Below are 18,708 nucleotides of genomic sequence, written 5' to 3' on the forward strand. Positions count from 1 at the left end.
CGCGGCGCCTACTCGTCATCTTCCGCCTCCAGCAGATAACCCAGCCCGCGCACGGTGCGGATGCGCACGCCGCTGCTTTCGAGTTTGCGCCGCAGCCGATAGACCGCGATGTCGAGGCCGTTGTCGGTCAAGGTGGTGTCCCAGGTGCACAAGGCGTCGATCAGTTGCTCGCGGCTCATGACGCGATCAAGCCGCGCGGCCAGCGCTTCGAGCAGGCCGAACTCGCGCGGGGTCAGCTCCAGCGGTTCGTCGCCCAGATGCGCGCGCCGGCGCGGCAGATCGATGCGCAGGCGGCCGATCGACAGCTCCGGCACGCCTTGCGTCGTGCGCCGCCGCAGCAGGGCGCGCACGCGCGCTTCGAATTCGCGCAATGCGAACGGCTTGACCAGGTAGTCGTCGGCGCCGAGGTCGAGCGCGTGCACGCGCTCTTCCAGCGCTTCGCGCGCGGTCGCGACCAGTACCGGTACCGAATCCGCGCGCAGGCGCAGCCGGCGCAGCAACTCGATGCCGTCGACGTCGGGCAGACCGAGATCGAGCACGATCAAGTCGTAGGGATGGTCGTGCAGCGCAGCGTCCGCGAGCCGGCCGCTGGCGAGGCGGTCGACCGCATGGCCTGCGTTCGTCAGCGCCGCGCCGATCGCATCGGCGATCGCGGCTTCGTCTTCGATGACCAATACGCGCACCGAGGCATTCTAACCCGGCCTGCGACGAGGACGGCGCCGTCGAGCCGCTCGCATCCATCTGCGCGTGAGCGGCGCTCAGCTGGCGTTGTGGGTGTCGAGGTCGGAGAAGTAGGGGGCGAGGTAGGCGTCGAGAAAGTCGAGGAAGCTCGGCGCGATGAGTTCGGCGTGTCCTCTGCTCGAGTGCTGGTAATACAGAACGACGGGATTCTCACCGTCGATCACACGCGAGGAGTCCAGGCAGAAGGGCTCGTTGTCGTCCTGGCTGCGCTGGACGACGATCAGGTGCGGCGGCAGAGGCGAAGCCCAGAACGCCTGTCGATAGTGCAGGGTGTCGCCGTATACCGTGCCGAGGCCGCCCAGCGGGTCGGCGGCGGGAATGGCGGAAATCGACAGCGTATCGATGCCGCCGCCGCCGGTTCTGAGAATGAAGCGGCGAAACGAACCGCTGAGGTTGGCATCGAGCGCTCGCTCCACGGTCGCGATCGCCTGCTCCGTGCTGGCGCCGGCCCAAGCGATCTCGCAGTCGTCGCCATACTGCGCGAGCTGGTCCAGGCGTGCGATCAGCGCTTCGATGCGTTGGTCGGCGTCCATTGTCGGTCTTCCTTCGCGTCCGGTTGCGGATTCGTGCATGTTCGCTTCGTTCGCGCCGATGCCGCGCGCGGCACGGCCGTGTGACGATAATGTAGCGAAGCGATCGGGACGCTCCAAAGCGTCTTCGATATCACTGCCGATGTCCAAGCGGCGACGCATCCACGCGTCGCGCAACCCCACCACCGCAAGAGCACGACATGACCGAATCGACTGCGAACAACGAATACCTGGTGATCTCGCGCGGCCAATGGGATGCGGACAAGTCGCCCGCCGAGATCCAGCAGGCGATCGATGCGTTCTACACCTGGCACGATCAGCTCGTCGCCGCCGGCAAGCTGCGCGCGGGCCAGCGCCTCGCGCGCGGGGGCCGGCGCATTTCGCGCGCCGGCATCGTCGACGGTCCGTACGCCGAGGCGAAGGAAGTGATCGGCGGCTACTGGTTCTTCCTCGCCGCCAGTCTCGACGAGGCGGCGGCGCTCGCCGCGCAGAATCCGTGCCTCGCCTGCGGGCTTAGTTACGACGTACGGCCTATCGAAGGCGAGCGCGCCAGCGCCTACCGGCGTGGCAACGAAACGCCGCGCGAAGATTCCGTCGCCGGCTGATCGCGGGCAGGCGATTCGTGCCGGATCGCACCGCGCGGCTCCGACTGCATTGCCTCATTTCGCTTCGGCGAAAACGTACTCGTGCTGCTCGTCGCGAAGGATCAGCGAGCGCGTCTGGTCTTTGTCCGCGACCGCCAGCTCGTAGCCGCTCGCGCCCGGCGACACCGTCACCCACACGATGCTGCCGTCTTTCTCGCGGCGCGATGCGACCTCGCTCTTCCAGCCGCCGAAGTCGAACCAGGTCGTAGTGTCTTTCCGCACCACCTCGAGGTCGCCGAGTTCGGCGCTGCGATAGCGCGCGGCGAGCTTGCTTACCGCAACCGGATCGGCCGGCAAGGCGAGGCGTTTGCGTTCGGCGGCGAGATTCTCCTTCATCTGCGCCGCTTCCACCGGCGCATTCGCGACCGCCTCGCGATTGCCGTCGAACAAGACTTCCAACAGGCGCCGGCGGAACAAGTTGCGCATCGAAGCGCCGCCGTCGCTCGAGCCGGCGTTGGTCAAGATCACCGCGCCGACGTTCTGGTCGGGCAGCCACAACATGTCCGAGACGTAGCCGAACGCAGTGCCGCCGTGGCGCACGAGCGGAATGCCCCAGATGCGGTCGATCTTCAGACCCATGCCGTAGCTCATGTCGCTTTCCATGCTCACTTGCGGAACGCGGCGCTCGAGCAAGGGTGCTTCGGCGATGTAGCGCTTGCCGTCGGGCAACAGGCCGCGGTCGAGCTCCATCTGCACGTAGCGCAGCATGTCGCGGACCGTGCTCCACGCGCCGCCGTCGGGACGAGTCGGAATGGCGGAGGCGTTGAGCTCCATGCCGATCGGCACGGTGTGTCCATCGATGTCCTTCGCGTGCGGCTCGGCATGGTTGCCGCGCAGGGCGCGGGCGAAGTCGAAGGTGGTGGAGGTCATCGCCAGCGGATCGAACACCAGCGACTGCATGGCGGCGTCGTAAGCGGCGCCCAGTTCCATCTGCGGATGCAAGGCATGGCCGCCGGCGAATCCGGCGGCGTCGGCCATCAGGTTGGAGTATTGATAGAGCTCGCCGAACTTGCTGGTCGGCCGCATCGTCGCCAGCATCGCCACCACTGATGCGGGCGTCAGGCGCTCGCCTTCGAACATCCATTCCATGTCCTGACGCGGCATGCCGGTGCAGGCGCAGACCAGGTGCTTCATCTGCACGCGCTGCGTGATGTCGGTATCGCCGAGCTTGAAGGTCGGCAGCACCTGGGTGACCGGCGTGTCCCAGGTGAATTTGCCGGCCTCGACCAGCTTCGCCAGCATCAGCGTGGTCAGCGCCTTGTTGTTGGAGGCGATCATGAACGAGGTGTCGGCATCGACCTGGTCCGGCTTGCCCAACTGACGCACGCCGAAGCCGCCGGCGAATACCACTTTCCCATCCTGCACGATGCCCAGGGCCACGCCGGGAACGTCGAACTGCTGGCGCGCACTTTCGACGAACTGCTTGAGCGCCTCGACACGTGACGTGTCCAACTTGTGCGCGCTGCGGCCGGCGAACGTTTCGCGGCTGTAGCCCTTCGGCGCGAGGCGGCCGAGGATCAGGCCGACTTGCGCCTCGCGCTTGCTGCCGACCGCGTCGGTCACGTCGTAGATCGTTACCGTCCAGCGTTCGCCGCGCCGCAGTGCACGCGCGGTGACGCTGCGCTGCTCGTCGGGAGAGGTCTGGTAGCGATAGCCGCGAATCTGCTCCCAGCCGCCGCGCACGATCCGATCACCGCTCTGTTCGAGCGTGCGCTTCGACTTGGGATCGTAAGCGGCCCACGCCTTCGCCACCGCGGCGTCGGCATCCTTGGCCGCGCCGATGTCGACCAGGGCGATCTGAGAACCGCCTTCGGGCGTCGTGAGTATCACGGCCGCGCCGCGCGTGCGGATCGACCACCCGGCCGGTGCGACGAAACGATTGCCGTCGACCGTCGTGCGCGGCGTGTCGGCGCTCAAGGTCTCGCCGGTGGCGGTCGGCGTCGACGCTGCCGGAGCGCGAACTTTTTCGGCCGCCGCCGACCATGCGGGAATGGAGACCGCGAGTGCGGAGCAGAGCAGGGACGGCAGCAGGTTCATCGATGTCCTCGACGGGTAGGCGGGGGCGATCGTTTGGACCGCGCGAAAAATCCGTGTGTCGTCGTTGCAGCGCTCATGCCATCGACGGGTTTCGTCGTCAATCAAGCACTTGAGACGAAGCGGTCGGTTCGTACTGTCCGTCTGCGGACGGCGTCTGTCCGTAGTCGTGCAGCGGCATCAATCGATGTAAAGAGCGCTCGCCGCCACTCTCGATTTATTGAGAGTGATTCTCATTTGTGATGTAATCCCGCGCCGTGACGAGCGGTTTTTCAGCGTCGTCGATTTCCAAAACGGCATCGTGAAAAGGGCAGCGGCGCGATCCGCGTCGCCAGGTGAGGAAGGCATGACGGAAGCGGCGCGCATCGAGCGCATGCCCGATCCGAAACGACGCGCGTACTGGCTGAAGACGCTGCACCAGTGGCACTGGATCAGCTCGGCCGTGTGCCTGGTCGCGCTCGTGTTGTTCAGCGCGACCGGCTTCACGCTCAATCACGCGCGCCAGATCGAAGGCAAACCGCAGGTCAATACGCGCGAAGCGCAACTGCCGGCTGACCTGTTGGCGCGGCTGGCGCAGCGCGAGGAGGCCGACGGCACGGTGCCGGCCGCGGTGCGCGATTGGATCTCGCGTGAGCTCGGCGTCGATCTCGGCGCGCGTGCGGCGGAGTGGTCCGATGGCGAGGTCTATGTGTCGATGCCGCGGCCGGGCGGCGATGCCTGGCTCAGCATCGATCGGGACAGCGGCAAGGTGCAGTACGAGAAGACCGATCGCGGTTGGATTTCCTACTTCAATGATTTGCACAAAGGCCGCAACGCCGGCGCGCTGTGGAGCTGGTTCATCGACCTGTTCGCGGTGGCCAGCCTGATCTTCGCGCTGACCGGTTTGTTCCTGCTCTATCTGCACGGCCGGCAGCGGCCGCTGACCTGGCCGATCGTCGCGTTCGGGCTCGTGCTGCCGTTGTTGATCACATTGCTGTTCATTCACTGACGAGGTCGTTCATGCGCGTATCCGCCTTGCTTGCCGTCATCGCTCTGGCTGCACCTTCCGCCTTCGCCGCGACGGCGCAGCTCAGCGTGGAGATTCCGCGCCTGGACGTGTCCGAATATCACCGCCCTTACGTCGCGGTCTGGATCGAGCGCGAGGATCGCAGCGTCGCTGCGAATCTGGCGGTTTGGTACCAGAACAAAGACGGTAAGGATGCGAAGTCCGGCAAGTCCGAGCCGGGCACGAAGTGGCTGGCGGATTTGCGTCAGTGGTGGCGGCGCAGCGGCCGCGAGCAGACGCTTCCGATCGACGGTGTCAGCGGCGCGACGCGCCCGGCCGGCCAGCATCAGCTCAGCTTCTCCAGCGACAAGCCGCCGCTGGCGGGTCTCGCTGCCGGCAAATACAAACTGGTGGTCGAGGCGGCGCGCGAGGTCGGCGGCCACGAACTTCTCAGTGTTCCGTTCGAGTGGCCGCCGCAGGCGCCGCAGCATCTTTCCGCGCAAGGCGAGCACGAGCTCGGTGCGCTGCGCTTCGATCTGAATCCGTGAGCGGCACCTGCTTGGGCCACGCAAATCCAACGATTTCCTCTATCTGGAGCATCGCATGAACACTTCGCTGAAATGGGCCGCGTTCGCGCTGGCCGCCTGCCTGCCGATGATCGCCTCGGCGCACAAGGCCTTCCTGGTGCCGTCGACGACTGTGCTGTCCGATGGCGAGGACGCCTGGGTCACGGTCGACGCCGCCGCCTCCAACGATCTGTTCAATTTCAATCACCGGCCGATGCCGCTCGACAATCTAGTCATCAGCGCGCCCGACGGCAGCAAGCTGACGCCGGAGAACGCGACCACCGGCAAGTTCCGCAGCAGCTTCGACGTGCACCTGACTCAGCCCGGCACCTACAAGATCGCGCTGGCGACCGGCGGCCTCACTGCCAGCTACGTCGACGCCAAGGGCGAGAAGAAGCGCTGGCGCGGCAGCGCCGACAAGCTGAAGGAGATTCCGGCTGACGCAAAGGATGTCGAGATCTCGCAGTACGAATCGAGCACCGGCACCTTCGTCACCTTGGGCAAGCCGAGCGACGGCGTGCTGAAGCCGAGCGGCAGCGGCCTCGAGCTGGTGCCGGTCACCCATCCGAACGATCTTTACGCCGGCGAGGCGGCCAAGTTCCGCTTCTTGCTCGACGGCAAGCCGGCGAAGGATCTGAAGATCACCTTGCTCGCCGGCGGTACGCGTTACCGCAACAAGCAGGACGAAGTCGCGCTGACGACCGACGCCAACGGCGAGTTCTCGGTGACCTGGCCGGCGCCCGGTCTGTACTGGCTGAACACCTCGTTGGAAGGCCAGAAAGCGACCCTGAAGCCGGCCAAGGATCGCCGCCTGAACTACACGGCGACCTTGGAAGTGCTGCCGCAGTAAGCGCTTGTCCGCTCCGCTCCACACCGGCGCGCGCAGCGTGATGCGCGCGCTGTGGGTCTGCCTCGTTTCGCTCGCGGCCCTCAGCGGCTGCGCCGAGCCGGCGCTGACGACTCTGCACGGCCGCACGATGGGCACGACCTGGACGGTCAAGCTGATCGTGCCGGCGAACCTCGCGGTCGCCGATCTCGAGCGCGGCATCCAGGCCGAAGCCGATCGCGTCGTCGCACAGATGAGCACGTACGAGGCGGAGTCCGACCTCAGCCGCTACAACCGCGCGTCGGCCGGCGCCTGGCAGGAGTTGCCGGCGGAATTCTTCGGCGTGCTCGACTACGCGCTGACGCTCGCGCGCGACAGCGGCGGCGCCTACGACCCGACCGTCGGGCCCCTGGTCAACCTGTGGGGTTTCGGTCCCGGCACGCACGAGCACAAGGTTCCGGCAGCGGCCGCGATCGACGCCGCTCGTGCGCGCATCGGCTGGCAACGCGTGCAGCTCGATCGCGAGCATCGCCGCGTGCTGCAGCCGGGCGATGTCTATCTCGACCTGTCCTCAATCGCGAAAGGCTTCGGCACCGACCAGATCGCGCGCTTTCTCGAACGCCGCGGCGTCGACAATTATCTGGTCGACATCAGCGGCGAGCTGCGCGCACACGGCGCGCGTCCGGATGGGTCGCCATGGCAGGTCGCGATCGAGAAGCCGGGCGCTGCGGCCGGCGCAGTCGACAGCGTCGATCAAGTGCAGCGCACGCTGGTGCTGAAGAACCGCTCGATCGCGACCTCGGGCGACTACCGCCATTTCTTCGAGGACGCCGGCCGCAACTACTCCCATCACATCGATCCGCGCAGCGGCTGGCCGGTCGAGCATCGAATCGCCTCGGTGACCACGGTGGCCGGCGATTGCATGCAGGCCGATGCGATGGGCACCACCATCATGGTGCTCGGCGCCGACGCCGGCCTCGCCTTCGCCGAACAGCGCGGCGTGGCGGTGCTGGTGCTGCTGCACGATGGCGACCGCCTGGTCGAACGGATGACGCCGGCGTTTGCTGCGCTGTTGAAGGAATGAACGTGCGCAGCTCTTCGCCGCCGTCGCGCGAATGGCTCGGCGCGCTGGTGCCGCTGGTCGTGCTGGCGGTTCCTGCATTCGGCCTGCTGCAGTTGCAAGGCGGCTGGCCGGCGTGGAGCGATCCGGGACCACAGCGGCTGATCGCGGCGGCGATCGCACTGCTCGCCTATGCCGGGCTCTGCGGCGCGATCTGGAGTCTGCATCGGACACGCGCGCGCGCACTAGCCGGGCAGCCGAACGACGCATCTTCCGAGGCGTTGCTGGTCGCTTACGCCAGCCAGACCGGCTACGCCGAACAGCTCGCGCGGCAAACCGTCGACTCGTTGCACGCTGCCGGCGTGGCGACGCGACTGACGCCGCTGGGCTTGCTCGACGCGGCGACGCTTGCACGAACCGCGCGCGCGCTGTTCGTCGTCAGCACGACCGGCGAGGGCGATCCGCCCGACAGTGCGGCGGCATTCGTGCGCGACGTGCTCGATCGGCCGGCGCCGTTGTCGAGTCTCGCGTATGGCGTGCTCGCGCTCGGCGATCGCGAGTACCGCAACTTCTGCGCATTCGGCCATCGTTTAGAAACCTGGCTGCGCGCCTGCGCTGCGCAGCCGCTGTTCGATCCGGTCGAAGTCGACGACGGCGACGGCGGCGCGCTGCGCCACTGGCAGCGCGAAATCGGCGTGCTCGCCGGACGTACCGACTTGCCGGACTGGCAAGCGCCGCGCTACGAAGAATGGATTCTGGCCGAGCGGCGCCTGCTCAATCCGGGCAGCGCGGGCGGCGCCTGCTTCCATCTTGCCCTGCATCCGCCGCGCGGCACGCAGCCGCGTTGGCGCGCCGGCGATATCGTCGAAGTCGGCCCGCGCCAAGCGCCGGACGCAGTCGCCGCGTGGCTGCGCGAGGCCGCTGTCGACGGCGATGCGATCATCGACGCCGGCTCCGGTGCGGAGCCGCTGCGCGCGGTGCTGGCACGCAGCCGCTTGCCCGAGCGCGCAGAGCTCGGCGGCCGCGACGCAGCGTCGATCGCGGCGCAATTGGTTCCGCTGCCGCATCGCGAATACTCGATCGCGTCGCTGCCGGCCGACGGCGCGGTGCATCTGCTGGTGCGGCAGCTGCGCCGGCCCGACGGCCGTATCGGTCTCGGCGCAGGCTGGCTGACCGAGCATGCGCGCCTCGGCGAGCCGATCGCGCTGCGCATCCGCACGAACGCGAATTTCCATGCACCGGCCAACGCGCGCCCGCTGATCCTGATCGGCAACGGCACCGGCATCGCCGGCCTGCGCGCCTTGTTGAAGGAACGCATCGCCGGCGGTGAGCGACGCAACTGGCTCTTGTTCGGCGAGCGTCACGCTGCCTGCGACTTTCACTACGGCGAGGAAATCCGAGCCTGGCAGTCGCAGGGTGCGATCGAACGGCTCGATCTCGCGTTCTCGCGCGAGCAGGAAGAGCGGGTCTATGTGCAGAACCGCTTAGCCGCCGCGCAGACGGTGCTGCGCGAGTGGGTCGAAGACGGCGCTGCGATCTACGTATGCGGCAGTCTCGAAGGGATGGCGCCCGGCATCGATGCGGTGCTGGTCGACACGCTGGGGCGCGATCGCGTGCACGAGCTGATCGCGCAGGGACGCTATCGACGCGACGTGTACTGAGCGCCGCCGTTCGATTAGGACTGAACGGAATCGCCCTATCCGTTAGTTGCGAATCATTCTCATTAAGAATAACATTGTCTTTGCATTTCTACCGCCTCGGCGCGAACGCGATCACGTTCGGCCGGGGCGGTTGCGCGAGCGGCCCACGCAGCGCGCATCGATTTCGTACTTTCCATCCAAGGAACTCCTCGATGTCCTCCAGTCCGTTCGTCAAAGCGAGCCAGGCAACGCCCAAGCGTTTGCTGGCCACCGCGCTTGGCACTGCCTTCGTTTCAAGCATCGCGCCTGCACTGGCCGAGCCCGGCTCGGCCGAAGCCGCGTCTGAACCGGCGGCCGCTCCTGACGATATCGACACGCGCGACGCCAACCAGCTCGAGAGCGTGACGGTCGAGGGCAATCTGGTGAAGCAGGCGCAGTCGCCGAAGCTGACCGCTCCCTTGCTCGATACGCCGCAGCAGATCACGATCGTGCCGCAGCGAGTCATCACTCAGCAGAACCTGTTGAACCTGCGCGACATCCTCAGCACTTTGCCGGGCATCACCTTCGGCGCGGGCGAGGGCGGCGGCGGTTACGGCGACAGCATCAATCTGCGCGGCTTCAGCGGCAGCAATGACATCACCGTCGACGGCGTGCGCGACAGCGCGCAGTACACGCGCTCCGATCCGTTCAACCTCGACCACGTCGAACTCGTCAACGGCGCCAACTCGGTCTATTCCGGTTCGGGCTCGGTCGGCGGCACCGTCAACCTGGCCAGCAAGACGCCGTTCCTGGACGATCGCTCGCAGGTCAGCCTCGGCGCCGGCACCGACAGCTACGGCCGCGCGACGCTGGATGCGAACAAGAAGATCGGCGACACCACCGCGTTGCGCCTGAACGTGATGGCGCATCGCAACGACGTACCGGGCCGCGACGTCGAGCAGTTCAAGCGCTGGGGCATCGCGCCGTCGATCGCGTTCGGCCTCGGCACCGACACCACCGTCACGCTGAGCTACTTCCACCAAAGCGACGACAACATCCCGCAGTACGGCGTGCCGACCTTCAAGGGCAAGCTGTTGCCGGGCGTCGACAGCGAGGCCTATTACGGCTATCGCAACTTCGACGAGCAGCGCATCCGCGCGGATGCGTTCACCAGCGCGATCCAGCATCAATTCCAGGGCGGCTTCTCGCTGCGCAATCTGACCCGCGCGCAGCGTGTCACCCAGTTCTCCCTGGTCGATCCGCCGCAAGGCACGTTCTGTCTGCCCAACGGACTGACCCCGGCAGGCGGCTCGTGCAGCAGCGGCGGCATCACGGTGCCGCCGGGCATGTACATGCCGAGCGGTCCGCGCGGCAACGTGCGCGACACCACCAACAAGATGCTCTACAACCAGACCGACTTCAGCGCCGATTTCAACACCGGCGCGCTGGCCCACAGCCTGGTCGTCGGCGCCTCGTTCTCGCACGAAAGCTACGATCTGGACGGCAGCACGCAGTTCCGCAATGCCGACGGCACCAACCCGTACGTCGCGCCGGGGCATTTCCCGTTCACGCCGATCGGCAATCCCGATTCCTACTACGTCGGTCCTTCGCACCGCACGCTGACCTCGAAGGTCGACGGCGACCTCGACAACGCCGCCGTCTACGCCTTCGACAATCTGAAGTTCAACGAGCAGTGGTCGCTGAACTTCGGCGCGCGCTGGGAGCGTAACGACGCCGAGGCGACCAGCTACATCGTCAAGCAGTTCACCGCGCCGGTTGCGGGCAGCCCGCCGCCCGACAACACCGGCATCGGCAACATCCTCGGCGCCAACGCGCCGTCGAAAAATACCGACAACCTGTTCTCCTACCGCGCCGGCCTCGTGTTCAAGCCGGTCGAGAACGCCAGCGTCTATGTCGCCTACAGCAACTCGAAGACGCCGTCGGCGGCGACGGTGAACGGCTCGTGCACGCCGACCAGTACGACCGGCACGGCGAACTGCAACGTCGATCCGGAAACCGCGGTCAACTACGAACTCGGCGCGAAGTGGGACCTGTACGACGGCCGCCTCTCGCTGACCGGCTCGATCTTCCGCAACCAGCGCAAGAACTACCGCGTCGCCGACCCGGGCAATCCGGACAATCCGTCCGGTCAGATGACCTTGGACGGCCGCGCGCGCGTCGACGGCGTGCTGCTCGGCATCGTCGGCAACATTACCGAGCAGTGGGCGGTGTACGCGAACTACTCCCATCTCGACAGCGAAGTCGAGCAGGGCGCGTCGGACTTCGTCGCCGGCGGCGGCGCGGACTACACCAAGGGCGATCCGCTGCTCTCCACGCCGGAAAATTCGCTGAGTTTCTGGACCACCTACGATCTGTCCTCGCAGTGGCAGCTCGGCTACGGCGCGACCTATGTCGGCAGCTATAACGTCAGCCAGCACTCGGCCGCCAATCCGAACGGACCGTTGAATCGGGTCGACAGCTACTGGATGCACCGCGCGATGGTCGGTTATCGCTTCAACCACAACTTCGGCCTGCAGCTCAACGTCACCAATCTGTTCGGCGAGGACTATCTGACCCGCGTGCGCACCGCCGGCGACATCGCCTGGGGCACGCCGGGCGAGTCGCGCTCGGCGGTGCTGACCGCGACCTACGCGTTCTGAGCACAGCGTCGATGTAGAGTGAAGGTCCGCCGTTGTGGCGGACCTTCCACTCCCGAGCTACGCGAACGCCGATGCTGCTGCACGTCCAGAACGTTCTCGCACCCGCCGAACTCGAGCGTTGCCGTCGCGCGCTCGACGGCGCCGCTTGGGCCGACGGGCGCGCGACAGCCGGTTACCAATCCGCGCAAGCCAAGCGCAATTTTCAACTCGCCGAGAACGATCCGATCGCGCGCGAACTCGGCGCGTTGATTCTGGACGCGCTCGGCCGCCATTCGCTGTTCTTCGCCGGCGCGCTGCCACGGCGCATCTATCCGCCCTTGTTCAACCGCTACGAAGGCGGCCAGTCGTTCGGTTTTCACGTCGACAACGCCGTGCGCTACGACCGCTCGCGCGGTGAGGCGCAACCGGTGCGCACCGATCTCTCGGCGACCTTGTTCCTGAGCGCGCCGGAGGAATACGACGGCGGCGAGTTGGTGATCGAGGACAGTTTCGGCACGCACGAGGTCAAGCTCCCCGCCGGCGATTTGATCCTCTACCCGGCAAGCAGCCTGCACCAAGTCGTGCCGGTGACGCGCGGTGCGCGTATCGCCTCGTTTTTCTGGATTCAGAGCCTGGTGCGCTCCGATGCGCAGCGCCGCACCTTGTTCGAACTCGACGTCGCGATCCAGCAGCTGACGCAGAAGCTGCCCGATGCGCCCGAGTTGGTGCAGCTGACCGCCGTCTATCACAACCTGCTGCGCGAGTGGTCGGATGTCTGAGCGCGCCGACGCGCGCGCGGCGCAAGCCGTGTCCGTGGTGAGCGCGGCCGCACGCGCCGGCGACATCGAAGCGCAGGCGCTGTACGCACAGATGCTCGGCGAAGGACGCGGCGTCGCGCTCGATGCGGCCGAAGCGCTGTACTGGTACACGCTCGCCGCCAACAGCGGCCACGCGGCCGCGATGAACATGGTCGGGCGCTGCCACGAACTCGGGCACGGCACGCCCGAGGATCCGGTGTTGGCTGCCGCCTGGTATCGCAAGGCAGCACGCGCCGGTCTCGACTGGGGCCTGTACAACTACGCCAACCTGCTGCACCGCGGGCACGGCGTCGCCGCCGATAGCGCGCAAGCGTTCGCCTTGTACCGGCGCGCCGCCGAACTCGGCCACGCGAAGTCGATGAATTGGGTCGGCCGCTACTACGACGAAGGCTGGGAAGTCGAGCGCGACGCCGACGTCGCCGCCCAGTGGTATCGGCGCGCTGCCGAAGGCGGCGACTTTCGCGGCCAAACGAGCTACGCCTCGATCCTGGCTCAGCGCGGCGAGATCGACGCCGCCGCGATGTGGCTGCGTCGCGCGGCGGAGACGGCGACGCCGGCGTTTCTCGAGCGGCTCGCTGCGGATCTCGCCGCTTCGCCGCATGCGCCGTTGCGAGAGGTCGCTATCCGCATCGGCGAGCGCGTGCGCGTGCCCAGTTGAAGCGTTCGAAACGAGCGGAATCGCAGCCTGACTTCCGCTGAGTGAGCGCTCAGCGCCAATCTCGCGATCGGATCGGCCCGTCGACCCTCGTGATGTGAAAGATGACGGCCGTCAGCACGGCAGCGATCAAGGTCAACGCCAGATAATTTCCGTCGATCATTTCTCTCTTCTCGGCAAGAGATCGGCATTCGACGTTCGAAGGCGCGTCGCGCGCATAAATGATGGAAACGGGGTCGCCGACAGAGGCATCCCTGCAAGAAGAAACGCAGGTTCCGTTGCCGACGTAGTCTTTGCCGTCGACCTTGAACGCGTAAAAGACCTCGCCATGGTTCTCACAATGTTTCCAGGTGATGCGTCCGACGGCCTGCACGCCGGACACCTTCAACTCTTCGAGCCGAAGTTGTGAGCGAACGTTGAGGGCCGCCAATGGCCCCAGCAGCATCAGTGCCAGCAAGCCCAGCGAAACGCGCGCAGGCGTTGGAGAAGATTCGGTGCTCATTGCGCGGAAACGTGTGCTCGAGTTTTGCCGCCACGTTCAATGACTTCGTCGTACGCACGATGCCCTGTGTCGTGTGCGTCGCGCAAGCTCGATCTGTCTGCGCCTTTCGTTGAGAACCTCAGCCTGGAGGCTCGCGCTCGCCGGCCTCGTCGTTCGACGCTTCGAGTCGGACATCTTCCGCACGCTGACGGGTGAACGCGTCGCGCACCCAGTATGCGCCGAACAACACGAGCACCGGACCCGACCCGAACGTGAGCCAACCGCCGACGTACTGCGGTTGCCGTGCCACCAATGAGTTGTAGAGAACCCAACCGATGATGCCCAGACCGGAGGCGAGCGCGATCAGACCGAACAAGGCCTGAGGCAGTCCGAAGACGACGCCGAGGGCGAACATCCAAGGCGAGCGCGACGGCGCGTTGCGCAGTGCGCGCGCCAACTCGGCCCACGTCAGAATCAGCACCGGCAGCTCGCCGAACAAGAGCAACAGGAACCAAGCCGTGAGCCAGGCTTCGTCTCGCGTGCGCGCGATGGCGACGCAGAGTGCCGCGAATGCCGTTGCTGCGAGCAGAAACTTGGTGAGCTGTGCCTTCATTGAATTCGACGGCGGGTGTGTGATGCGCGCCGGACTGTCGCCGAGCCGCGAAAATGCGTCAAGAAGACGATCGCCGCGATAATTGCCGCCACCACATCGATGGGCGCCGCAATCGCTCACGAGTGCCGAGAGTGCTGCCGCCCGACTGCACGCTTCATCGGCGCGACTCGGACCTCGCGTCGAATACGCTCAAGCCGTCGCGACGAATTTCGCCAGCACCAGCTCCCCCGCGCCTTCGAGCGCGAGGCGGCCGGCGTCGTGCGCGTCGCGCAAATCCAAATGCAGCGAAGCGCCGGCTTCGATGGTCAGCACTTCTTCGCCGCGGCGCGCGTCGACGTGTCCGGCCAGCACGTGGATCAGCCACTCGGCGTCGGGTTCGGCGAACACCAGCATCGAGCCGGCCAAGGGGCGCGCGACCACTTCGGTGCGCACCGCGTCGCGGCGCGCCATCACGTTGAAGTCGCGTGTCGGGCCGTCGAGCAGGCGGCAGTCCACGCGCGTCTCGCCGGCGAAATGCACGCGTTCGAAGCGCTGCGTCAGACGGCGCGGCGCGGTTTCGCCGAGGTCGAGTTCGATGCCGGCGCCGTCGAGCAGGATCAGGTCTCGCTCGATGCCGGGAAAGAGCGAGAACGGACCGTCGCTTTCGATCTCGGCGATGCTGACGCGCCAGCGGAAGTCGTCGCCGCCGATCGGATCGCGCGCCAGCTCGGTGGTCCAGCCGCCGTCGTTCTTCCAGCGCACGCGCCGGCTCTCGCTGGCCGGGATCAGGCGCATCAGACGTCCGACTCGGGCGGGTGGTAGATGTAGACCAGGGTCGCGCTGCCGAGGAAATCGATGGTGGTGGCTTGGCGCCCGCCGAGCCGGCGCGCGACGCGCTCGGAGGCGGTGTTCTCGATGCGGATCAAGCTGACCACGCGCAAGGCCTTGACCTGCTCGAAGGCGAACGCCAGCGCCGCGCGTGCGGCTTCGGTGGCATAGCCTTGATGCTGGTGCGCGGGCATCAGCATCCAGCCGAGTTCGAGGTCCGGCCATCCCTCTGGATGGTGCAAGCCGACGCGGCCGACGAATTCGCCGCTGTCTTTCAGTTCGACCGCCCACATGCCGTAGCTGCGCAGCGACCAGTGCCCGAGCAGCATCGCCATCGAGCGCCACGCGTTCATGCGGTCGAGTGGATGGCCGTCGCCGACGAAGCGAGTGCTGGCGGGGTCGCCGAGCATCGAGGCGTAGGCCTCGAAATGGCGGTTGCCGAACGCGGTCAGGCGCAGGCGTTCGGTTTCGAGCGAGGGAATTTCGATCATGTCAGATCAGCGCAGCGAGCGCGTGCGTGGAGGCGCGCAGGCTTTCGGTCCAGGTATAGCCGACGATGCGTTCGCCGCTGAGCGCGTCGCGGAAGTCTTCTTCCTGGCCCGGCGCGAGCAGATGGCGGTAGTCGACGGTGATTTCGGTGCCAGCGTCGAGGTCGGCGCCGGCGAACACGAATCCCAGGTGCCACAGCGCGGTCGGCGCGAAGGCGTGGTTGATGTAGCACTCGTCCGGCCATTCCGGCGTGATCGTGTAGCGGTCTTCGAACCAGCGCACGGTGGCCGGCAGCAGCGCGGCGGCGTCGGGCCGGGCGAGGATGTGTTCGAAGGAGTGCACGTCCGGAATCGCGTCCGGTGCGGTGATCACGCGACCGCGCGCGACCGGCTCGTCGAGGAACAAGCCTTTCCCTGCGCCCGCGATCAAGGACGGGCCGATGTGGTAGCGGGGGAGGATCATGCGTGGGACCGCCGTGGGGCGGGGCGCGAGTCTAGCACGGGCCGGCCGAGCCCCCGCGACGGCCTGCGGCGGCTTGCCGCAGCTACTGCGTAGCGGCGGGACGCGTGCCGCCGGCGCCGGACGGCTCGGGCTTGTCGTCCGGATCGATCACCACGACGGCATCGCGGTTGGCGTCGATCGTCTTCACGCCGATGCCGCGCACCTTGCTCAGATCCTCGATGCGGCGGAACGGGCCGTGCACGGTGCGATAGGCGACGATCGCCTCGGCCTTGACCAGACCGACCCCACTCATCGCCTCGGCCAGCATCTTCGCGTCGGCGCGATTGAGGTCTACCTGGCCCCAGGCCAGCGCGGGCAGGGCGAGCAGTAAGAACAGTAATTTTTTCAGCGTAGGCACGGCGGTATCGGGAGCGGACGCAATCGCCGGGCGAAAGTCTAGGGTCGCGGCGGGGTGGGCGACAGCGACGTGCAGCGCAGATGGGCGTAGGAACGGTGCTCGTCGTCGTGTAGGAAATTTCCTACACGACGTCTCTCAACCCGGCTCCAGCGGCACCGTCAGGCCGCGCTTGAGCGTGCCGAGCGCCACCCGCGTGCGGTAGCGGCGCACGTTCGCGTTCTCGGCCAGAAGTCTTTGCATCAGCGCCTCGAAGGTCTCGACGTCGCGCGCGCTGACGATCAGCACGAAATCTTCCTCGCCCGTCACGTACCAGGCCTGCTGCACGGCCGCTTCCGCCGCCACCCAGCGCTTGAGGCCGGCCAACAGCTCGCTGCGCTCGCGTTCGACTTCGAGGTCGACGATCATCGTCAGCGGCCGGCCCACGCGACCCGGATCGACGATCGCGACCTCGCCGGTGATGATGCCGTCTTCGCGCAAGCGCGTCAGCCGCCGCTGCACCGCCGAGGCGGACAGGCCGATCTCGGCACCGATCGTTTCCGCCGGCAGGCGCGCGTCGCGCTGCAGCAGCGCGAGGATCTTGCGGTCGAGCGAATCGAGCGGCGCCGGCATCGTGCGTGCGGAAGTCGGTTGGCGCGGGAAAGCCGCGCGAGAACGGAGAAAAACGCGGCCCTGCCGCGCGGCCGGACTCTAGCATGGCGATCCGTTCCTCTTGCTGCGAGTCCGCTGCATGCCTCCCTTGTTCGAACTCCCGCGGCTGCGCACGGCCGCCGCCGGCATCGATCCGATTTTTCTTCATACCGAGGTCGCGACCGATGCGGCCTTGGACGCCGTGCTCGGTTGCGAACTGCGGCTGAAGATCGAAACCGCCAATCCGATCGGCTCGTTCAAGGGCCGCGGCGCCGACTGGTTCGTGCGCAGCGCCGTGCGCGCCGGCGAAGCGGTGGTGTGCGCCTCGGCCGGCAATTTCGGTCAGGGCCTGGCCTATGCCTGCGCGCAGCACGGCAGCGCCTGCACCGTCTTCGTCGGCGCCGGTGCGAATCCGCTGAAGGTCGAGGCCTTGCGCCGCTTCGGCGCCGAGGTGCGTGTCTCCGGCGCCGACTTCGACGCGGCCAAACAAGCCGCGCGCCGCTATGCGCACGAGCGGGATTTGCGCTTCGTCGAAGACGGCGTGGAGCCGGCGATCGGCGAGGGTGCCGGCAGCATCGGGCTCGAACTGGCCGATCGCGGCGGCTTCGATGCGATCGCGCTGCCGCTCGGCAACGGCGCCCTGCTCGCCGGCGTCGGCAGCGCGCTGCGCGCCTTGATGCCGAACGTCGAGATCGTCGCGGTGGTGGCGCAGAACGCACCGGCGATGAAGCTCTCGCTGGAGGCCGGCCGCGCGATCGAAACCGAGCACGCCGACACCAGCGCCGACGGCATCGCCGTACGCGTGCCGATCGCCTCGACCTTGGAGCTGTTGCGGCGCTGCTGCGATCGCATCGTCGCCGTGTCGGAAGCGCAGCTGTTCGAGGCGATGCGCCTCATCCATCGCCACCTCGGCCGCCTCGCCGAACCGGCCGGCGCGGCCGGGCTCGCCGCCGTGTTGGCCGAGCGGCCTCGTTATGCCGGCCGCCGTGTCGCCAGCGTGTTGTGCGGCGCGAATCTCACCGCAGCGCTGCGCCAGCGCTTGTTGCAAGAGCGCTCTTCTTCACTCGAGGAAATTCACCGATGAAATTGCTCTACCAGACGCACTCTCCCTACGCGCGCAAGGTCCTGGTCGCCGCGCACGAAGCCGGCCTCGCCGCGCAGATCGAAGTGATCCATCAGGAAACCAGCCCGCTGTTGCGCAACGAGGAGGTGTTCGAGCGCAATCCGCTCGGCAAGGTGCCGGTGCTGATCGCCGCGGACGGCCTGGTCCTGTTCGATTCGAACGTGATCTGCGAATACCTGGACGGCCTGCACGCGGGCCCGCCGTTGATTCCGCGCTCGGGGCCGCCGCGCTGGCGCGCCCTGCGTGCGCAGGCGCTGGCGCAGGGCATCGCCGACGCCGGCATCGACCTGCGCTGGGAAATCGAGCGGCGCCCGGCGGCGCTGCGCTGGCCCGAGCTCGGCGAAGGTCATCGGCAGAAAATCGCCGCGGCTTGCGATTATCTCGAACGCGAACTCGCTCATGCCGACGAAGATCGCATTCACATCGGCGACATCGCCGTGGCGACGGCGCTGAGCTGGATCGAATTCCGCGACGTCTATGCGTTCGGTGACGGCCGTCCGCGGCTGGCGGATTGGTACCGACGTTTCAACGCGCGGCCGTCGATGCAGGCGACCACGCTGTCCGGCGCGACGCACGATCGCTAGCGCTCCCT

At 67.1% G+C, this 18,708-nt stretch carries 21 protein-coding genes; 11 read left to right on the forward strand and 10 right to left on the reverse strand.

What is annotated here, in order from left to right:
• Nucleotides 1–8: 8 nt before the first annotated feature.
• Together AC3QL3_RS04875 and AC3QL3_RS04880 are read right to left on the reverse strand one after the other, a co-directional pair.
• Nucleotides 9–683, reverse strand: coding sequence for a response regulator (locus tag AC3QL3_RS04875; protein ID WP_492897203.1), 675 nt, complete (start codon nt 681–683; stop codon nt 9–11).
• A 75-nt stretch (nt 684–758) separates the two neighbouring features.
• Nucleotides 759–1,274: an SMI1/KNR4 family protein gene (locus tag AC3QL3_RS04880; RefSeq protein ID WP_492897204.1), complete on the reverse strand. Its 516-nt coding sequence runs from the start codon at nt 1,272–1,274 to the stop codon at nt 759–761.
• Between the two features lie 197 nt (nt 1,275–1,471).
• Between AC3QL3_RS04880 and AC3QL3_RS04885 the strand changes: the two genes are divergently transcribed.
• On the forward strand, nt 1,472–1,876 hold the full coding sequence (locus tag AC3QL3_RS04885; RefSeq protein WP_492897205.1) for a YciI family protein: 405 nt from the start codon (nt 1,472–1,474) through the stop codon (nt 1,874–1,876).
• A 54-nt stretch (nt 1,877–1,930) separates the two neighbouring features.
• Here the strand turns inward: AC3QL3_RS04885 and AC3QL3_RS04890 are convergent, their stop codons facing one another.
• Nucleotides 1,931–3,952, reverse strand: a complete 2,022-nt coding sequence (locus AC3QL3_RS04890) for a serine hydrolase domain-containing protein (RefSeq protein ID WP_492897206.1) — start codon at nt 3,950–3,952, stop codon at nt 1,931–1,933.
• A gap of 343 nt (nt 3,953–4,295) precedes the next feature.
• Between AC3QL3_RS04890 and AC3QL3_RS04895 the strand changes: the two genes are divergently transcribed.
• From AC3QL3_RS04895 to AC3QL3_RS04930, 8 genes are all read left to right on the forward strand, one after another.
• Nucleotides 4,296–4,937 (forward strand): PepSY-associated TM helix domain-containing protein, encoded by a 642-nt coding sequence (locus AC3QL3_RS04895; protein ID WP_492897207.1) that lies wholly within the window; start codon nt 4,296–4,298, stop codon nt 4,935–4,937.
• An 11-nt stretch (nt 4,938–4,948) separates the two neighbouring features.
• Nucleotides 4,949–5,482: a DUF2271 domain-containing protein gene (locus AC3QL3_RS04900; RefSeq protein WP_492897208.1), complete on the forward strand. Its 534-nt coding sequence runs from the start codon at nt 4,949–4,951 to the stop codon at nt 5,480–5,482.
• 55 nt (nt 5,483–5,537) lie between these two features.
• Nucleotides 5,538–6,350, forward strand: a complete 813-nt coding sequence (locus AC3QL3_RS04905) for a DUF4198 domain-containing protein (RefSeq protein WP_492897209.1) — start codon at nt 5,538–5,540, stop codon at nt 6,348–6,350.
• A 40-nt stretch (nt 6,351–6,390) separates the two neighbouring features.
• Nucleotides 6,391–7,410 (forward strand): FAD:protein FMN transferase, encoded by a 1,020-nt coding sequence (locus tag AC3QL3_RS04910; protein WP_492898866.1) that lies wholly within the window; start codon nt 6,391–6,393, stop codon nt 7,408–7,410.
• A complete protein-coding gene (locus AC3QL3_RS04915; protein ID WP_492897210.1) occupies nt 7,407–9,047 on the forward strand; it encodes a sulfite reductase subunit alpha in 1,641 nt (546 codons plus the stop codon). Before AC3QL3_RS04910 ends, AC3QL3_RS04915 begins: the two co-directional genes overlap by 4 nt.
• Nucleotides 9,048–9,238: 191 nt before the next feature.
• On the forward strand, nt 9,239–11,665 hold the full coding sequence (locus AC3QL3_RS04920) for a TonB-dependent receptor (protein ID WP_492897211.1): 2,427 nt from the start codon (nt 9,239–9,241) through the stop codon (nt 11,663–11,665).
• Nucleotides 11,666–11,736: 71 nt separating this feature from the next.
• The gene (locus AC3QL3_RS04925; protein ID WP_492897212.1) at nt 11,737–12,423 is read left to right on the forward strand and encodes a Fe2+-dependent dioxygenase; all 687 of its coding nucleotides are present in this window, start codon (nt 11,737–11,739) and stop codon (nt 12,421–12,423) included.
• On the forward strand, nt 12,416–13,120 hold the full coding sequence (locus AC3QL3_RS04930; protein ID WP_492897213.1) for a tetratricopeptide repeat protein: 705 nt from the start codon (nt 12,416–12,418) through the stop codon (nt 13,118–13,120). The genes AC3QL3_RS04925 and AC3QL3_RS04930 overlap by 8 nt, the downstream gene beginning before the upstream one ends.
• A 49-nt stretch (nt 13,121–13,169) precedes the next feature.
• Here AC3QL3_RS04930 and AC3QL3_RS04935 read toward each other — a convergent pair whose 3' ends face one another.
• From AC3QL3_RS04935 to AC3QL3_RS04965, 7 genes are all read right to left on the reverse strand, one after another.
• Entirely contained in the window at nt 13,170–13,619 is a 450-nt protein-coding gene (locus AC3QL3_RS04935; RefSeq protein ID WP_492897214.1) for a hypothetical protein, read from the reverse strand.
• 118 nt (nt 13,620–13,737) lie between these two features.
• Nucleotides 13,738–14,211, reverse strand: coding sequence for a hypothetical protein (locus AC3QL3_RS04940; protein WP_492897215.1), 474 nt, complete (start codon nt 14,209–14,211; stop codon nt 13,738–13,740).
• Nucleotides 14,212–14,400: 189 nt separating this feature from the next.
• The gene (locus AC3QL3_RS04945) at nt 14,401–14,985 is read right to left on the reverse strand and encodes a HutD/Ves family protein (protein ID WP_492897216.1); all 585 of its coding nucleotides are present in this window, start codon (nt 14,983–14,985) and stop codon (nt 14,401–14,403) included.
• Nucleotides 14,985–15,509, reverse strand: a complete 525-nt coding sequence (locus AC3QL3_RS04950) for a GNAT family N-acetyltransferase (protein ID WP_492897217.1) — start codon at nt 15,507–15,509, stop codon at nt 14,985–14,987. The genes AC3QL3_RS04945 and AC3QL3_RS04950 overlap by 1 nt, the downstream gene beginning before the upstream one ends.
• A 1-nt stretch (nt 15,510) precedes the next feature.
• On the reverse strand, nt 15,511–15,969 hold the full coding sequence (locus AC3QL3_RS04955; RefSeq protein WP_492897218.1) for an SET domain-containing protein: 459 nt from the start codon (nt 15,967–15,969) through the stop codon (nt 15,511–15,513).
• An 82-nt stretch (nt 15,970–16,051) separates the two neighbouring features.
• The gene (locus AC3QL3_RS04960) at nt 16,052–16,366 is read right to left on the reverse strand and encodes a ComEA family DNA-binding protein (protein WP_492897219.1); all 315 of its coding nucleotides are present in this window, start codon (nt 16,364–16,366) and stop codon (nt 16,052–16,054) included.
• A gap of 135 nt (nt 16,367–16,501) precedes the next feature.
• Entirely contained in the window at nt 16,502–16,975 is a 474-nt protein-coding gene (locus AC3QL3_RS04965; protein WP_492897220.1) for an Lrp/AsnC family transcriptional regulator, read from the reverse strand.
• Nucleotides 16,976–17,093: 118 nt separating this feature from the next.
• Between AC3QL3_RS04965 and AC3QL3_RS04970 the strand changes: the two genes are divergently transcribed.
• Nucleotides 17,094–18,077, forward strand: a complete 984-nt coding sequence (locus AC3QL3_RS04970; protein ID WP_492897221.1) for a threonine ammonia-lyase — start codon at nt 17,094–17,096, stop codon at nt 18,075–18,077.
• Nucleotides 18,074–18,700 carry a glutathione S-transferase family protein gene (locus AC3QL3_RS04975; RefSeq protein WP_492897222.1) on the forward strand — a complete coding sequence of 209 codons (627 nt, stop codon included), beginning with the start codon at nt 18,074–18,076 and terminating at the stop codon, nt 18,698–18,700. The genes AC3QL3_RS04970 and AC3QL3_RS04975 overlap by 4 nt, the downstream gene beginning before the upstream one ends.
• Nucleotides 18,701–18,708 lie beyond the last annotated feature (8 nt).

The sequence above is a fragment of the Dokdonella sp. GW821-FHT11D02 genome (genome assembly GCF_058808595.1).

Coding starts and splice junctions, on each gene's coding strand:
- AC3QL3_RS04905 (WP_492897209.1), top strand. CDS start 5,538: ATGAACACTTCGCTGAAATGGGCCGCGTTCGCGCTGGCCGCCTGCCTG.
- AC3QL3_RS04885 (WP_492897205.1), top strand. CDS start 1,472: ATGACCGAATCGACTGCGAACAACGAATACCTGGTGATCTCGCGCGGC.
- AC3QL3_RS04965 (WP_492897220.1), bottom strand. CDS start 16,975: ATGCCGGCGCCGCTCGATTCGCTCGACCGCAAGATCCTCGCGCTGCTG.
- AC3QL3_RS04910 (WP_492898866.1), top strand. CDS start 6,391: ATGCGCGCGCTGTGGGTCTGCCTCGTTTCGCTCGCGGCCCTCAGCGGC.
- AC3QL3_RS04890 (WP_492897206.1), bottom strand. CDS start 3,952: ATGAACCTGCTGCCGTCCCTGCTCTGCTCCGCACTCGCGGTCTCCATT.
- AC3QL3_RS04920 (WP_492897211.1), top strand. CDS start 9,239: ATGTCCTCCAGTCCGTTCGTCAAAGCGAGCCAGGCAACGCCCAAGCGT.
- AC3QL3_RS04940 (WP_492897215.1), bottom strand. CDS start 14,211: ATGAAGGCACAGCTCACCAAGTTTCTGCTCGCAGCAACGGCATTCGCG.
- AC3QL3_RS04975 (WP_492897222.1), top strand. CDS start 18,074: ATGAAATTGCTCTACCAGACGCACTCTCCCTACGCGCGCAAGGTCCTG.
- AC3QL3_RS04880 (WP_492897204.1), bottom strand. CDS start 1,274: ATGGACGCCGACCAACGCATCGAAGCGCTGATCGCACGCCTGGACCAG.
- AC3QL3_RS04955 (WP_492897218.1), bottom strand. CDS start 15,969: ATGATCCTCCCCCGCTACCACATCGGCCCGTCCTTGATCGCGGGCGCA.
- AC3QL3_RS04925 (WP_492897212.1), top strand. CDS start 11,737: ATGCTGCTGCACGTCCAGAACGTTCTCGCACCCGCCGAACTCGAGCGT.
- AC3QL3_RS04895 (WP_492897207.1), top strand. CDS start 4,296: ATGACGGAAGCGGCGCGCATCGAGCGCATGCCCGATCCGAAACGACGC.
- AC3QL3_RS04930 (WP_492897213.1), top strand. CDS start 12,416: ATGTCTGAGCGCGCCGACGCGCGCGCGGCGCAAGCCGTGTCCGTGGTG.
- AC3QL3_RS04945 (WP_492897216.1), bottom strand. CDS start 14,985: ATGCGCCTGATCCCGGCCAGCGAGAGCCGGCGCGTGCGCTGGAAGAAC.
- AC3QL3_RS04915 (WP_492897210.1), top strand. CDS start 7,407: ATGAACGTGCGCAGCTCTTCGCCGCCGTCGCGCGAATGGCTCGGCGCG.
- AC3QL3_RS04970 (WP_492897221.1), top strand. CDS start 17,094: ATGCCTCCCTTGTTCGAACTCCCGCGGCTGCGCACGGCCGCCGCCGGC.
- AC3QL3_RS04935 (WP_492897214.1), bottom strand. CDS start 13,619: ATGAGCACCGAATCTTCTCCAACGCCTGCGCGCGTTTCGCTGGGCTTG.
- AC3QL3_RS04950 (WP_492897217.1), bottom strand. CDS start 15,509: ATGATCGAAATTCCCTCGCTCGAAACCGAACGCCTGCGCCTGACCGCG.
- AC3QL3_RS04900 (WP_492897208.1), top strand. CDS start 4,949: ATGCGCGTATCCGCCTTGCTTGCCGTCATCGCTCTGGCTGCACCTTCC.